Source organism: Pseudonocardia xinjiangensis (assembly GCF_050948425.1).
Classification (GTDB): domain Bacteria; phylum Actinomycetota; class Actinomycetes; order Mycobacteriales; family Pseudonocardiaceae; genus Pseudonocardia; species Pseudonocardia xinjiangensis.
This window is the reverse complement of sequence record NZ_CP192009.1, coordinates 3,443,630-3,458,370: the sequence shown is the minus strand read 5'-3', so window position 1 is coordinate 3,458,370 and position 14,741 is coordinate 3,443,630. Positions and strand designations below refer to the sequence as shown.

The following is a 14,741-nucleotide window of genomic DNA, read 5'->3' as shown; positions in this document are numbered from 1 at the left end:
CGGTTTCCTCCGTTCCAGGAAATCTGGGCCATCCGCATTTCGCGGGCGTTCGGCAGGGGGTGGACGACCGAAGTCGGCACTCATAGAGTGACCGCCACCAATCGCGTCCCGGTCCCCGGCGCGCCAGCCGGGGAAATGTGCCGCCGCGCGGCGGCGCGCCACCTCCTCGGTTTCGTGCGCCGTCCCTGATCATTGGGCGGGAGGGGGGTGAGATGGTCCACGTGCCGCGGTCGAAGACCGCGCTCACGCAGCTTCCGCCGGAGTTCGTGGCACGCCACGCGGTCTACGAGATCCTCGACCGCGGCCTGGACCGGCCGGTGACGCTCGTGTGTGCACCACCGGGCTTCGGCAAGACACTCCTGCTCACGGACTGGGTCCACCGCTGCGAGGTGCCGACCGCGTGGCTCACGCTCGACGAGGAGGACGACGACCCGCACCGCCTGTGGAACGGGGTGCTCGCCGCTCTGGAGGCCTGCCCGGGGGTGCCCCTGTCGAGCCGGTTGCGCCGGCTCACCGTGTCCCGCACCACCGTCCTGCTCGACTTCCTCGACGACCTCCTCGACGGCCTCGACGCCCTGCCCGTGCGGCTCCAGCTCGTCCTCGACGGCGCCCACCACCTGCGTGACCACGACGTCCTGCACGGCATGCAGATGCTGGTACGCGCCGCCACGGCGAGCGGGCTGCGTCTCGTGCTCGCCTGCCGGTCCGACCCTGGCCTGCCGGTGGCCCGGCTGCGGCTGGAGGAGCGGCTGTGTGAGCTCCGCACCGAGCAGCTGCGGTTCTCGCTCGACGAGTCGGTGGTCCTGCTCGCGCGGTGCGGGCTGCGGCTGCGCGCATCGCAGGTCGCGGTGCTGCACGCGCGCACCGGCGGCTGGGCGGCCGGCCTCCGGCTCGCCGCGCTCCCGCTGCGGCGCCACCCCGAGCCCGACGTGTTCCTCTCCGCGTTCTCCGGCGACGAGCAGCCCGTGGCCGACTACCTGGTCGGCGAGGTGCTGTCGCAGATGTGCGCGGACGAGCGCGAGCTCCTGCGGCAGACGAGCATCTCGGACGTGCTCCCCGCGGCGCTGGCCGTCGAGCTGTCCGGGCGGGAGGACGCCCCGGACGTCCTCGACCACCTCGAACATCACACCGGACTCGTCGTCACCACCGGACCGGGTCGTGCGGAGTACCGGACGCAGGACCTGCTGCGCTCCTACCTGGTCGCCGATCTGGACCGGCACGGCCCGGGCCGCGCCGCCCGCCTGCACGGCCGGGCCGCCGACTGGTGGGCCGACCGGAACCGGCCGCTGGAAGCGCTCCGACACGCTGTGGCCGCCGGCGAGCCCGCCCGCGTCACCCGGCTGCTGCACAGCAGTGCTGCCGACCTGGCCGCGCGCGGGGAGGATGCGGCCCTGAACCTCGCGCTCGACGCGGTGAGCGATCCGGCGGATCCGGGGTCCGACCCGTGGTTCGGGCTGGTTCGGGCGCTGCTGCACCTCGATCGCGGTGACCGCGCGGCCGCCCGCGCGCAGCTGCGCCGCTGCCCGCCCGCAGCGTCGTACCACGCTGCCGACCCGCCGGTCGCCGACTCGGCCGTCCTGTTCACCGCGGCGGAGCGGCTCGCCGGGATCGGCAGCGCGCCCACCGGGGAGGAACCGGTGCCGGATGATCCGGCGACGGCCGCGTGGGCGCACACCGGCCGCGGGGTCGCGCACCTCGCCACCGGCGCGACCGCGGCGGGACGGCGGGAGCTCGAAGCCGCGCTGGAGCTCGCCGCCGACCGGCAGCTACGGCACCTGGAGGTGCTCTGCCGGACGCTGCTCGGAGGCGCGGCGTGGGCCATGGGCGACCTGCGCGCCGCGGAGGAGCACGCGGTCGACGCGGCGCGACGGGACGGGACGCCCCCGTCGTGGACGGCAGCGGCGCAGGCGGTCCGCGCGCACGCCGCTCTGCTGCGGGGCCGCCCCACGATCGCGCTCCAGGCCGCCGCGGAGGGCCTGTGCGCGGCACCGGACGGCATCGACCCGGCAATCCGGTTCGCGCTGCACAGCGCGCACGGCGGGGGGCTCGTCGACACGGGCGACCGCACCGCCGGGTTGATGGAGCTGCAGCACGCCCGTGCCGAGCTGGGCGACACCGACGTCCCGGTCCCACTCGCCGCGGCCGCGGCGCTGCTCGAGCACCACGCGGCACTCGCACTGGGCCACCCCACGGCCGCGGTCACGACCGCGGCCTGGCTGGCGGCGCGGGGCACGGCGGACGGCGAGCTGGCGGTCATGCGGGCCTGGGCGGACGCCTCCTCGGGGCCGGGGCGGTACCGCGCGGCGCGGGCCGCGGTCGAGCCACTGCTGGAGGGCGGGCTGCAGCCGGTGCTGCCGCACACGGTCGTCGAGGCGTGGTTGCTGGCGGCACGGGCGGCGCTCGCCGACGACGACCGGGCCGCCGTCCGGCACGCGGTGCAGAGGGCGCTGGCGCTGGCCGAGCCGCTCGACGCGCTGCGCCCCTTCGCCCTCGCGGGCTGCGGCGTCCGCGCGGTGCTGGTCGACCAGCTCGGCGGGATGGAGGACCGCGACGACTTCGCGGTGCGCGCGCTCGCCGCCGGCCGCCCGACCGCACCGCACCCGGTGGTGGAGCTGAGCGCGCGGGAGCGCGAGGTGCTGGCCCGGTTGCCGTCCCTGCACAACCTCGACGAGATCGCCGACGACCTGAACGTCTCGCTCAACACCATCAAGAGCCACGTGCGCGCGATCTACGGCAAGCTCGGGGTCAGCAGCCGCCGCACCGCCGTGCTCACCGCCCACGAGCAGGGTCTGCTGACATGATCGCGCGCCCGGAGCCACGGATGGTGCCCGTGTCCGAAGTCCCCACGGCCGAGCTCCCGGCGCCCCGGGCCGGCCCGGCCGGCGCGCTGCGGGTCCCCGGCCGGAAGACGGCGGTGCCCGAGCTGCCGCCCGAGTTCGTGCCCCGCCCCGGGCTGCTCGACCGGCTCGACGAGGCCCGTGCCGCGCAGCTGGTCGTCGTGAGCGCGCCCGCCGGGTACGGCAAGACGCTCCTGCTCGCCGACTGGGTGCGCCACCGGGCGGGGCCCCGTACCGCCTGGGTGTCGGTCGATGCCGACGACGACGACCCACGGCGCCTCTGGTCGGCCGTGCTCGCGGCGCTCACCGCGCTGCCCGGGGTGGGTCCGGACAGTCCACTGCGCCATGCCACCGAGGCCACCGGCGGGACCGGTGACGTCGTGGACCGGTTGGGCGAGGCACTCGACGTCCTCGATCCGCCGGTCCACCTGGTCCTCGACGACCTGCAGGAGCTCACCGCGCGCCGTCCGCTGCGTGACCTCGCCCGGCTCGCCGCGCGCCGCCCCGCCGGGCTGCGCCTGGTGCTGTCGAGCCGGGTGGACCCGCCGATCGCACTGCCCCGGCTGCGGCTGGAGGGGCGCCTGCACGAGACCCGCGCCGACCGGCTCCGGTTCGGCATGGACGACACCGTGACGCTGCTGAGCAAGGCGGGCCTCGACCTGTCCACCGAGCAGGTCGCGCTGCTGCACACCCGGACCGAGGGCTGGGTGGCCGGGCTGCGGCTCGCGGCGCTGGCGCTGCGGCGCAGCGACGACCCCGAGGCGTTCCTCGTGGAGTTCTCCGGCGACGAGCGCTCCATCGCCGAGTACCTCACCGGCGAGATCCTCTCCGGGCTCGCCGACGACGCCCATGACTTCCTGCGTGCCGTCAGCGTCTGCTCGGTGCTGCCCACCGCACTGGCCGTCGAGCTCTCGGGGCGGCCGGACGCCGGGCACGTGCTCGACGAGATGGGACACGAGACCGCACTCGTGGAGCGCGCGGGCCCGGGGGAACACCGCGTCCACACCCTGCTCCGGTCCTACCTGCGCGCGAACCTGCACCGGCACCGGCCTGCGCTGCACCGGCATCTGCAGACGGTGGCGGCGTGCTGGTGGGCCGAGCGGGCCGAGCACCTGCACGCGCTGCGCCATGCCGAACAGGCGGGCGACGCCCGGGTGCTGACGCAGCTCCTGCACCGCTCGGCGGTGCCGTTGCTGGTCAGTGGCGAGCTCGGCGCGCTCCGGCGCACCGTGGCCGCCGTCGGCACCGCCGCCCGCAGCGCCGATCCGTGGCTCGCCGTCGTCTCCGCGATCGTCCACCTCGAGGAGCGCGCACTGCCGGCGGCCGCGGCGGAACTGCAGCACGCCCGCCACACCTGGCCGTCCACACCCGGCCCGGAGCTCGAGGCCCTGCGCAGCAGCGCCGAGCTGCTGGCCAGGAGCCTCGGGCTCCCGATCGACGCCACGGCGCCCGCGCCGGGGATCGACGCCGTCGCGCCCGAGCTGGAGGCGCTGCTGCACGTCTCCCGCGCGGCGGCCGAGCTCTCGCCCGACGGCCACGGGGACCTCGACGTCGCGCTGGCGGCGCTGGACCGGTGCGCGGCACTGGCGACGGCGCACGACCTCGGTCGTCTCGAGGTGCAGAGCGGCACCCTCCGGGCGGCCGTGGCAGCAGCGCGGCGTGACCACCGCGGGATGGTCGCGGCAGCCGAGGTGGCGGTCGCGGCGGCGCTGCGCCACGGCCTGCACCCCTCGCGCTGGTCGGCCGGCGCCGAGGCGGTGCTCGCGTACGCCGACCTGCTCGACGGCGACCCGAGCGGGTCGCGGACCCGGTCCGAGTCCGCCCTCACGGCGCCGGACACGATCCCGCCGGAGACCGCCTGCGCGCTGCATGCCGTGCACGGCGCGGCGCTCGCCGACGAGGGCGAGCGCAGCCGGGGCGCCACCGAGCTCCAGGCGGCCCGACGGGAGCTCGGCGACGGGCCGGCCCCACCCGCGCTGCGCGCCGCGCTGGGCGTGCTCGAACATCGCGCGGCGCTGCTGCAGGGCAACACCGCCGTCGCCGCCGAGGTCACGGGGTGGCTCGCGGGGCACGTCGGCCACGTGGGCGAGGTGCTGCTGCTGCAGGCGTGGACGGAGGCGCTCGCCGGACGGCACGAGGCCGCCCGCGCCGCCGTCGCCCCGATCCGTGCCGCCGCAGTGCCCGTCCTGCTCCCGGACACCCTGATCGAGGCCCACCTCGTCGAGGCCGAGGCGGCGCTCGAGAGCGACGACGGCGCCCAGGGGCGGGCGGCACTCGGCACGGCCCTCGCGGTGGGCGAGTCGATCGGGGTCGTCCGTCCGTTCGCCTTCGCCGGTGAACGGACGCGGCGGCTGCTCGCCGACCGGGCCCGGCCGGGCCCGGCCACGACGTTCGAGACCCGGCTCGCCGCGGCTCGGGGCGCCGTCCGCGCCGAGCCGGCCGCGGTGCTCAGCGAGCGCGAGCTCGTGGTGCTGGCGCTGCTGCCCTCGCTGCTCAGCGCGGGTGAGATCGCCGCGGAGCTCACCGTGTCGGTGAACACCGTCAAGAGCCACATCCGCTCGATCTACGCCAAGCTCTCCGTCTCCACCCGCCGGGAGGCGGTGCGGCAGGCCCACGAGCGTGGGCTGCTGACCTGATCGGCCCTGATCGAAACAGCAATCACCTGGACCGGGCGAGGACGCGCGCCGCGGACCGTATGACCGTGGACGGGGGCTCGGGTTCCCCCACGGATCCGGGCGGAGGGAGGTCTGCTGTGCCCGGACGACGCTACGAGTTCCGCCTGGCGGGGCGGCTGTCGGAGCGGGCCAGGGACGCGTTCGCCGGGATGGACGTGGTGGAGGTGCCGGCGCAGACCGTGCTCACCGCCACGGTCGACGACGCCCAGATGCACTCCGTGCTCGCGCTGATCCAGGCGCTCGGGCTGCACGTGGTCTCCCTGGAGCGCCTGACCCCGGGGTCGGCGGAGGAACACCGCCCGGACGAGGAATGAGCCGGCAGGGCTCACGTCGGGGTGGCGCCCGCCGCCGTCCCGCTCCCCGCGCCGGCCCCGTCCGCCGGACGTGCCGGTCCGCCCGCCCGCCGTCCGTCGTCGTCCGGCGTGAGCCGTTCCGGATGGTCGCGCAGCAGCGCGTCCGCCCATCCGGCCCGGGGATCCACATCGACCAGCAGCGCCTTCGCCAGCAGCGTCAGCGGGATCGCCAGCACCGCGCCGAGGGGCCCGATGAGCCAGGCCCAGAACACCAGCGAGACGAAGGAGACCGTGACCGACAACCCGACGGAGTTGCCGATGAACCGCGGCTGGATCAGCGACTGGATCACGAAGTTGAGGACGCAGTAGACGACGATCACCGCGACCGCCGTCCCCCACCCGCCCTGGAGCAGCCCCAGGACGGCGGGCGGGACCAGCCCCAGCACGAACCCGATGTTGGGGATGAAGTTGGTGATGAACGCCAGCACGCCCCAGGTGATCGCCAGCGGACGCCCAGCAGGAGGAGCGCGACCGAGTCCAGGACCGCGACGACGAGCCCGAACACGGTGGTGACCACGAGGTACGTGCGGGTGTTCGCGGCGAAGCCGTGGAGCGCGGTGACGATCTGCGGGCGGTCGCGTCCGATCGCGGCGAGCCTGGCCCCGATCCCGCTCGCGTCCACCGTGAGGAACAGCACGAGCGCCAGCAGGAAGACGAGGTTGGCGGCCAGTCCGGCGGCCCCCTCCAGAACGGAGCCCAGCAGCGCGGCCACGTTCCCCCAGTCCAGCGAGTCCTCGGCGGCGCGCAGCTGCGCCGGGCCGACGCCGAACTGCTGCAGGGTGTCCGTCGCCGTGGTGACGCGACGCTGTGCCTGGTCCGCGTACTGCGGCACCACGGTGGCGAGCCGGGCGACCGACACGACGACCACCCCGGACATGACCAGCAGCACCGCGTAGACCGCCAGGACGAGCACCAGCGTGCTCAGCCAGCCCGGGAGCCCGCGGCGGGTCAGCCGGTCGCGCACCGGCGCCACCGCGATCACGAGAACGAGGGCCAGGAACACCGGGCCCACCAGCCACGCCATCGCCCGCACACCCGCCGCCGTGACCACGGCCGCGGCCAGCCCGAGCAGGACGACCAGGCCGCGGGGCAGGGCGGGGCGGGTGCCGGGCCCCTCGCTCGCAGCCACACCGTGACTGCGGGCCGTGTCCGTCATCGGGGCGAGGCTAGTAACGGGGAACCGCCCACGGCGTCACCCGCGGCGGGCGGTCACCCGGGCGGGGTGATGCCTGCGCCGCTCCCGTGCCGGGGCCCCGTGGAGCCGGTACGGCTCACCCTGCACGGATGAGGGGGGATGCGCCGATGCGAGCAACGATTTCCCGACAAGCACGCGGAGGAGGAATCTCGATGTCCACATCGCCTCAGGCCACACCCGGCGGCACGACCGGGTATGCCGACACCCACGAGCACCACGACACCCGTGCGGCCTGGAGGACCGGGCTCGTCGTCTTCGCCGGCACCATCATGATCGTCGCCGGGGTGTTCCAGGCCCTGGCCGGGCTGGTGGCCCTGTTCCGGAACGAGGTCTACGTCGTCGGCCTCAACTACGTCTACTCCTTCGACGTCACGACGTGGGGCTGGATCCACCTCATCGTCGGCATCCTCGTCGCGGTAGCGGGTGCCGCGGTGCTCGCCGGCCAGACCTGGGGGCGGGTCGTCGGTGTCGCGCTCGCCGTCGTGAGCATGCTGGTGAACTTCATGTTCATCCCGTACTACCCCGTCTGGTCCTTGCTGATCATCGCCCTCGACGTCTTCGTGATCTGGGCGCTGTGCACCTCCCCTCGCGAGGCCGTCGACGTCTGATGCGGCGCGACCCACCCGTCCGTGCCGGGCTCTCCCCCGCGCGCGGTCCGACCGTCGAGGAGGAGGCGTGATGGTCGTCCACCTCCTCCTCACGGCACTCCTGCCGCCGGTGATCATCGTGCTGGCCCTGATGCTCGAACGGGTCGAGGAACACCTGGGCCGCCCCGCGCCCGGCGGCCGGTCAGCGGCACCCGAGCGGGACTCCTCCGCCCTGGCCGAACCCGCGGCATCGTCCACGGACTGAGCCCGGAGCGGGCCGTGACGAACAGGCGCGGCGAGCGTCGGCACCCGTACCGGCGCGCCGTCGTGGTGAGCGTGCTCCGGTCGGTCCTGACGACGACGGTGCTGGTCGTCCTGTACTACCTCGCCCCGCTGAGGCTGACGCTCGACCTCGGCACCTGGCTCAGGTTCCTGGCCGTGCTGGTGCTCCTCGCCGTGCTGACGGCGCGGCAGGTGCAGGCCATCCTCCGTTCCGACATCCCGCGGGTGCGCGCGGTCGAGGCCGTGGCGACGGGGCTGCCGATCCTCCTGCTGGTGTTCGCCGCGATCTACGTCGTGATCGACGCCAACCAGCCCGACAGCTTCAACGAGGCGCTGAGCCGGACCGACGCGCTCTACTTCACGGTCACCGTCTTCGCGACCGTGGGGTTCGGCGACATCGTGCCCCTCACCGAGCTCGCCCGCGTCGTCACGATGCTGCAGATGGTGACGGGCCTGCTCGCCGTCGGGCTGGTCGTGCGGGTCGTGCTGGGTGCCGCGCAGGTGGCGGTGCGCCGGCGCAACCTGCCCGGCCCGGACGCCACGGGGCGGCCCCCTGGTCCGCCCCGTGGCTGAACCGGGAGGCGCTCACGCGGACAGCGCCACGGTGAGCCGGCTCGGGCCGTGGAAGATCATGTCGTCGGCGTAGTCGACGGGGCCGGGCGTCGCGGTGACGTCCGGCAGGAGGTCCAGCAGCGACCTGAGCCCGATCTCCGCCTCGGCCCGCGCGAGGCTCGCCCCGAGGCAGTAGTGGATGCCCATCCCGAACCCCACGTGTGGCCCGGGTGGCCGGTGGAGGTCGAGGCGGTCGGGGTCGCTCCAGCGGGCCGGGTCGCGGTTCGCGGACCCGAGCAGCGCGACGACCTTGCTCCCCGCGGGCACGCGGTGCCGGTCCACCTGCAGGTCCCGGTGGACCCAGCGGCTCACCGCCTGCACCGGGGAGTCGTACCGCACGAGCTCGTCGACGGCGCCCGGCAGCAGCGTGGGGTCCGACCGCAGCTCGTCGAGGGCATCCGGGTTCGCCAGGAGGGCGAGCACGGACTTGGCGAGGAGGTTCGTCGTCGTCTCGTGACCGGCGGTCAGCAGGTGGACGCAGGTGGCGATGATCTCCGTGTCGCTCAGCGCCGTCTCCCCCTGCGCTCTGTTCCTCTGCGCCGCATCGCGCGCCTGCGCGAGCGCCAGCAACGAGATGAGGTCCGGCCCCGGCTCCCGGCGACGGGCGTCGAGCTGTTCGGCGAAGAACTCCGACAGCCGCCGGGCCGCCGCGTCCGCGACGTCGTGTGCGTCATCCCGGGCGGCGGCCCGGGAGCTGCTGGCCTCCTGCAGCGCGGTCGACGCGGCGCGCAGCCACTCCCGGCGCTCCGCCGCCACCCCGAGCAGCTCCGAGATGACGAGGATCGGGAGCGGCGCGGCGAACTCGGCGACGACGTCCACCACGCTCCTGCGCCGCAGCTGCGCGATCAGGTCACCGGCGATCATCTCGATGCGCGGGCGCAGGCCGGCCGCGACGGCCGGCGAGAACTCCGTGGCCAGCAGGGACCGCACGCGGGTGTGCCGCGGGGGGTCCAGGAACACCAGCCAGTTGTCCACCAGATCGCGCAGCGTCGCGAACCGGCCGGGGACGAGCCCGTCGGCCGCGGTGCCCGGCCCCGAGGGCAGCGGGCTGCGCCCGCAGTGCCTGCTGGTGAGCACGGTGGCCACGCCCGGGTGGCTGAAGACGTAGTAGGTGGCGGGGCCACCGCCGTCGGGGTCGGCCCGCTGCACGGGCGCCACCTCGCGGAAGCGCCGGTAGACCGGGTACGGGTCGGCGATGTCGCCGCGGCTCCACCCCCGCAACGTGAACGCGGGCAGGGCGCGGCCCACCCCGCTCATGCCGCACCGCACAGGCGGCCGGCCCCGCGCACCCGGTCGGCGAGGCCCGTCGCGTCCGACGGCAGCTCATCGGCGCGCCATGCGACGTGCCCGTCCGGCCGGACGAGGACGAAGGCCCGCTCGTACAGCGCCGCCACCTCGGGCAGGGTGCAGTCCGTGGCGGCCAGCGGCACACCGCGCCGGGCGAACGCCCGCTCGAAGGCCACCCGCCGGTCGGACGCGGCGAAACACAGCAGCCGGAACCCGTCGCCGAACAGGTCGAGGGTGGAGACCCCGGGGGCGAGCCAGGCGTGCGGGGCCCGCGACCCGGGCAGGCTGTTGGGCCGCTCCACCACGTGGTCCTCGTCCTCCCCCTCGTCCGGGACGATGATCGGCGAGCTGTAGCGGAAGCCCAGGTGGATCATCGGCGCGTCGAACTCCCGGCCGACCCCGCTGCGCTCGAGTCGCTCGGCCATCGCCGCCCGTGCCCGCTCGCCGACCGCCGTAGAGAGGTGGATCTCGGGAGGGACCTCGCGCTTCATCGTGCGCTGCAGGTTGCGGTTGGCCTCCTCCAGCCCCGCCACGGCCACCGGGCGCCGCTCGGTGCGGTAGGTGTCGAGCAGCCCGGGGCCCGCCCAGCCCGAGAGCTCGGCGGCCAGCTTCCAGCCCAGGTCGGCAGCACCGCAGATGCCGGTGTTCATGCCGAAACCGCCGGACGGGGACAGCGTGTGCGCGGCGTCCCCGACCAGGAAGACCCGGCCGCTGCGGAACTCGTCGGCGACCCGCTGCACGAGGTGCCACCGGTCGTCGGACAGCACCTCGAACGGGGTGTCGACCGCCAGCGCCCGGCTCACCAGCGCTCGTGGCGGCCCCTCGGCCTCCGGGCTCCCCCCGATCCCGACCGTCAGGCGGTACAGCGACGTCCCGTCGAGGGCGCGCAGCGGGAACCGCAGCGACGAGGAGAGCATCAGGTAGTAGAAGAGCGCGTGGCGCGATCCCAGCTGCTCGCGCAGCCGGGGGGCGCGGAACAGGATGTTGCGGAAGACCTGGGTGCGGTACCGGGTGGGCGCCGGGATCCCGCAGTCCTTCCGGATCGGCGACGACGTGCCGTCGCACGCGACGAGGAACCGGGCCGCGATCGTGCCCTGGCGCCCGGTGTCCCGGTCGACCACGGTGACCGTGACCCCGTCGGGGCTCTCGACGACACCGGCCACGGCGCACCGCGTCCTGATCGGGCCGTCCGGTGCCACGCCGAGCTCGTCGGCCAGCACCGGCGTCAGCCAGTGCTGTGGGCAGATGGCGTCCGGCTCGGGGGTGTGCGCGAAGGGGTGGCGGGTGGCCATCGTCGCGCGGTCCAGCCGGTACAGCTCGTGCCCGCCGACCCGCGTGACCCAGACGCTGTCCAGGGAATGGTCGGCGGGCCAGCCCGCGCCCCGGACCCGGTCGGCCACCCCCCACCGCCGGAACAGCTCCATCGAGCGCGGCCCGACGGAACCGACCCGCGGGTGCGGCACCGCGAGATCACCCTTCTCGGCCAGGACGAAGTCGACCCCGCGCGCCCGCAGCTCCAGGCCCATCGCCAGACCCACCGGGCCGCCCCCCACGACGACGACGTCGGTCTGCTGATCAGCAACCATGGTTCGTGGTGCTCCCGTCCAGGTCACGGAACAGCCGTGCCAGCGAGGTGGCCGAGTCGGCGACGCGCTGCGGCATCACCGGGCAGGCCGCGCACTCCCGCGCCAGCTGCTTGAACCGCCGGGCCAGTGCCCGGCGGGCCACATCCGGCCGCGGGACCGGGCCCGGTTCGGCGTCGAGCTCGAAGGACGGCCCGGCGGTCCGGCCGCGCACGCCCGACGGGAGTGTCACGAGCAGCTCGGACACCGGCCGCATCAGGCCGTTCATGACCTCGATCGCCGAGTTCATCAGGACCGAGCGCCGGAGGCGGCCGTCGGGTGACTCCGCGAAGTGCTGCACGATGAGCTGGAGCATCACGGAGTAGGCCTCGTTGAAGATCCGCATCGCGTGGCGGGCCGTCGGATCGGTCACCAGCGTCCGTGCCGGGCGGTCGGCCCGCAGCGTCGGGTTGCGCACCACCGGGAAGGCCGGGCTCCACGGCCGGCCGGCACCGGACTCCGCCTTGTTGCGCACCTCGACCAGCAGCTCCGACATCCGCAGGAACGACGCGAAGTGCGAGTCCTCCCCGCTGTCCCCGGCCCCGAGCATCCCGCCCTCGCCCTGCTCGGTGACGACGTCGATGGCGAAGAGCGCACTGGCCAGGTCGTCGACCTCGAGCTGGTAGTCCGGGTGCCGGGCGTTGATCGAGCGGCGGAGGAACAGATGGTGCTCGCCGCCTCCCCGGCCGGGCGCCACCAGGAAGAGATCCGGGACGTCCTGCAGCCCATGACGGATCCGCGCGTACATCTCGCTCAACGTCTCGTACCGGCCCGCACCCGCCGCGCCGGTGGTGGTGGGCAGGTCGGGTCGCCGTACCTCCGGCGTGCCCATCGCGGGCTGCTCGATCGCGATGAACCGCGCCACGGTGGCGATGTCGAGCCCTTCGAGGCACAGGTCCAGGGGCACCGGCAGGTCGGTGCCGAGCGCGCCGAAGTCCAGCGCGGGGACGCAGAAGGGCTCACCGAGAGCCATGAGGATGTTGTTGACGAGGAGGAAATGGATCATCTCCTCGCGCGCGATCTCCACCAGCTTTCCCCGGACGCCGCCGTCGAGGGTCTCTCCGCCGTCACCCAGGGCGACCCGCAGCTGCTCGGGGGTCCACAGACCGCGGTGGACGAAGGCCTCGGCCGCCGCGTACGTCGGCACCGAGTACGCCGCGTAGAGGTACTGCAGCATCACGGCCAGCTCGACCGCCACCGCCTGGCGCAGCGCGGCCACGAGCTCGCCGCGGCCGGAGATCCGCCGGTGGACCTCCACCGGGGCCTGCCCGATCTCCGGCACCACGGTCGAGGAGCGGCGCGCGATCAGGAACTTCCGCAGCAGCTCCGCCTTGGGCGCGGACAGGTCCCGTGTCGGCGGCATGTAGTAGGTCTTCGTCAGGTTCCGCGGATCGCTCATCTGCCAGATCAGCTGGGCGTAGTTCTCCACCTTGATCCGCTCGGCGAGGCTGAAGACCTCGTCCTTCATGAACGAGTAGAGGAACTCGTAGTAGGCGAAGATCTCGCGGTAGAGCAGCTCGAAGGTGACCTGCTCCTCCGGGATGTCGGCGAGGTGCCAGTCGTCGGGCAGGACGCGCAGCGACAACCATCCCGCGCCGGACCAGAAGCCGAGGCGGTCGTCGTTGTCGTAGCCGGTGACGGCGGAACCCGGCTCGCCGGGGCCGCAGGGCCGGTCGTGCGGCTCGGCGGAGAGCAGCACCCGCGCGCAGCCGGCCCGCGCCCCGCGCAGCCCGAACCAGCCGCGCCCCTCGCCGTCGGTGTGCGTGGTGCAGGAGTCGCCCCACTCGCCGGCGTCCCCCGACCGCCCGCCGCGCAGCCGCGCCGTCCGCACGTCCCCGCTCCGCGCGTGCGGCCGGCTCGCCACCGGGTCACGGGGGATCGCCCGCGGGTTGACGTACTGCGTCACGTGCACCGGGTCGACGGCGGCGGGACGGCCCCGGTGGAACGCCCGGAACGCCACCTCGACGTCCTGCTCGTCGTCCGCCGGACCCCGGGGATGGTCCACGATCAGGACGGCGTCGTCGGTCTGGAGGACGGTCTCCCGTTCACGCAGCAGCACGGTCGGGGCGGCGGTCCCGTCGGGGGGCCGCTCGACGACGAGCAGCGCCTCGCCGCCGGCCACCTCCGATCCGGCGCGGGCCGGCACCGTCACCACCCCGGAGGTCAGGTCCGCGTCGATCCCGTCCAGCACGGCCACCAGCCGGTCGGTCTCCCCCGTCCGCACCTCGAGCCTGCGCGCGCGCAGCCCGGGCCACGCCGACGGCGAACCGACCAGGTTGACGGTCACGTGCCCGGCCGCCACCTCGACGCCGACCGGGCTCGGCCAGCGCGCACCCCGCTCGGGCACGAGCAGCCGCCCGGCCGGGTAGGTCCGCAGCTCCGCCGGACGCCACGGCGCGATCGTCCCCCACACCGGCCGGCGGCTCGGCCCGCCCGGCACGCCCTGCACGGGCGGCCCGCCCAGCACGAACTGCACGACCAGGCCCGAGCACCCGGGGGTCCCGACCGTCTCGCGCAGCCGCGCGGTGACCGGGGAGGCCGTCGGGTCGGGGAACCACGTGAGGCCCCCGTGGTCGCTGACCACGAACTGGAACGTGCTGGTCCAGCCACCGGGCGGCCCACCGGCCGAGTCGTGCCAGCGCGCCGGGTGCATCCCCTGCACGTCGCCGAGCAGCAGGTAGCCCACGTCGTGCGAGCGTCCCCGGCGGCCGAAACCGAACTGGCCGACGGCCAGCGCGGTGGTCCAGTTCGAGGAGGGGTCGACGTCGAATATCCGCGCCCTGTTGACCGTGGTCGCCAGATACTCGTTGTAGTGGCCCCAGAGATCGACAGTGCTGCCGACGACCGGATCATGCGTGTCGATCTCACCGGCGGTAGGTTCCGCCGCCACCAGCGTGGCAGCCACCGCGAAATGGCCGTTGCCGCCGAAGGTGTCGCCCTTCGCCGCACCGAGCAGGCCGTGATATCTCTCCGGCGGAAGATCACCGGGCGCGGGCCGCCCGTCGGGCAGCAACGCCGTGTTCGTCGCCAGATCCACCAGGCCACTGCGCGGTCCGGTCGGGAGCTGGGTGGTGGCCGTCCCCCGGAAATGCAGGCGCGGCACGTCGAAGACACTCACCAGGTAGCTCCCCCACTTCCGCCGATTCGATTATCACGAGGCGGATGAGGCGACACATCCCCTATCGAGGGCCGCCGTTGACGGGGCCTGCGCCGGCACGGGCGCGGAATCGGCCGCTCACCCCGCACGACCGGACGGTGCTGAGGGCATCGGACGGGCAGGCAGACCCCTAC

The 14,741-nt window shown here is 74.6% G+C and carries 9 protein-coding genes and 1 pseudogene; 6 read left to right on the top strand and 4 right to left on the bottom strand.

All coding sequences use genetic code 11. The annotated features are described in order from the left end of the window. The first annotated feature begins 212 nt into the window (after window positions 1–212). The 3 genes from ACQPZA_RS16260 to ACQPZA_RS16250 all read left to right on the top strand — a co-directional run bounded on the left by ACQPZA_RS16260 (window position 213) and on the right by ACQPZA_RS16250 (window position 5,826). Window positions 213–2,801, top strand: a complete 2,589-nt coding sequence (locus tag ACQPZA_RS16260) for a LuxR C-terminal-related transcriptional regulator (protein ID WP_433281940.1) — start codon at window positions 213–215, stop codon at window positions 2,799–2,801. 29 nt (window positions 2,802–2,830) lie between these two features. Then, window positions 2,831–5,473: a LuxR C-terminal-related transcriptional regulator gene (locus ACQPZA_RS16255; RefSeq protein WP_433281938.1), complete on the top strand. Its 2,643-nt coding sequence runs from the start codon at window positions 2,831–2,833 to the stop codon at window positions 5,471–5,473. A gap of 116 nt (window positions 5,474–5,589) precedes the next feature. Further along, a complete protein-coding gene (locus tag ACQPZA_RS16250) occupies window positions 5,590–5,826 on the top strand; it encodes a hypothetical protein (protein ID WP_433281936.1) in 237 nt (78 codons plus the stop codon). Window positions 5,827–5,837: 11 nt separating this feature from the next. Here the strand turns inward: ACQPZA_RS16250 and ACQPZA_RS16245 are convergent. After that, window positions 5,838–6,889: pseudogene (locus ACQPZA_RS16245) on the bottom strand (AI-2E family transporter). A 323-nt stretch (window positions 6,890–7,212) separates the two neighbouring features. Between ACQPZA_RS16245 and ACQPZA_RS16240 the strand changes: the two are divergent. From ACQPZA_RS16240 to ACQPZA_RS16230, 3 genes are all read left to right on the top strand, one after another. After that, window positions 7,213–7,668, top strand: a complete 456-nt coding sequence (locus ACQPZA_RS16240; RefSeq protein WP_433281934.1) for a DUF7144 family membrane protein — start codon at window positions 7,213–7,215, stop codon at window positions 7,666–7,668. Between the two features lie 70 nt (window positions 7,669–7,738). Then, entirely contained in the window at window positions 7,739–7,912 is a 174-nt protein-coding gene (locus ACQPZA_RS16235) for a hypothetical protein (protein ID WP_433281932.1), read from the top strand. Window positions 7,913–7,926: 14 nt separating this feature from the next. Continuing rightward, window positions 7,927–8,502 carry a potassium channel family protein gene (locus ACQPZA_RS16230; RefSeq protein WP_169399079.1) on the top strand — a complete coding sequence of 192 codons (576 nt, stop codon included), beginning with the start codon at window positions 7,927–7,929 and terminating at the stop codon, window positions 8,500–8,502. 12 nt (window positions 8,503–8,514) lie between these two features. On the opposite strand, the gene ACQPZA_RS16225 is transcribed toward ACQPZA_RS16230, so the two are convergent. The 3 genes from ACQPZA_RS16225 to ACQPZA_RS16215 are packed head-to-tail and all read right to left on the bottom strand — an operon-like array spanning window position 8,515 to window position 14,568. Then, window positions 8,515–9,798, bottom strand: a complete 1,284-nt coding sequence (locus tag ACQPZA_RS16225; protein ID WP_433281929.1) for a cytochrome P450 — start codon at window positions 9,796–9,798, stop codon at window positions 8,515–8,517. Continuing rightward, the gene (locus tag ACQPZA_RS16220) at window positions 9,795–11,414 is read right to left on the bottom strand and encodes an FAD-dependent monooxygenase (protein ID WP_433281927.1); all 1,620 of its coding nucleotides are present in this window, start codon (window positions 11,412–11,414) and stop codon (window positions 9,795–9,797) included. Before ACQPZA_RS16220 ends, ACQPZA_RS16225 begins: the two co-directional genes overlap by 4 nt. Then, window positions 11,404–14,568: a ferritin-like domain-containing protein gene (locus ACQPZA_RS16215; protein ID WP_433281924.1), complete on the bottom strand. Its 3,165-nt coding sequence runs from the start codon at window positions 14,566–14,568 to the stop codon at window positions 11,404–11,406. Before ACQPZA_RS16215 ends, ACQPZA_RS16220 begins: the two co-directional genes overlap by 11 nt. Window positions 14,569–14,741 lie beyond the last annotated feature (173 nt).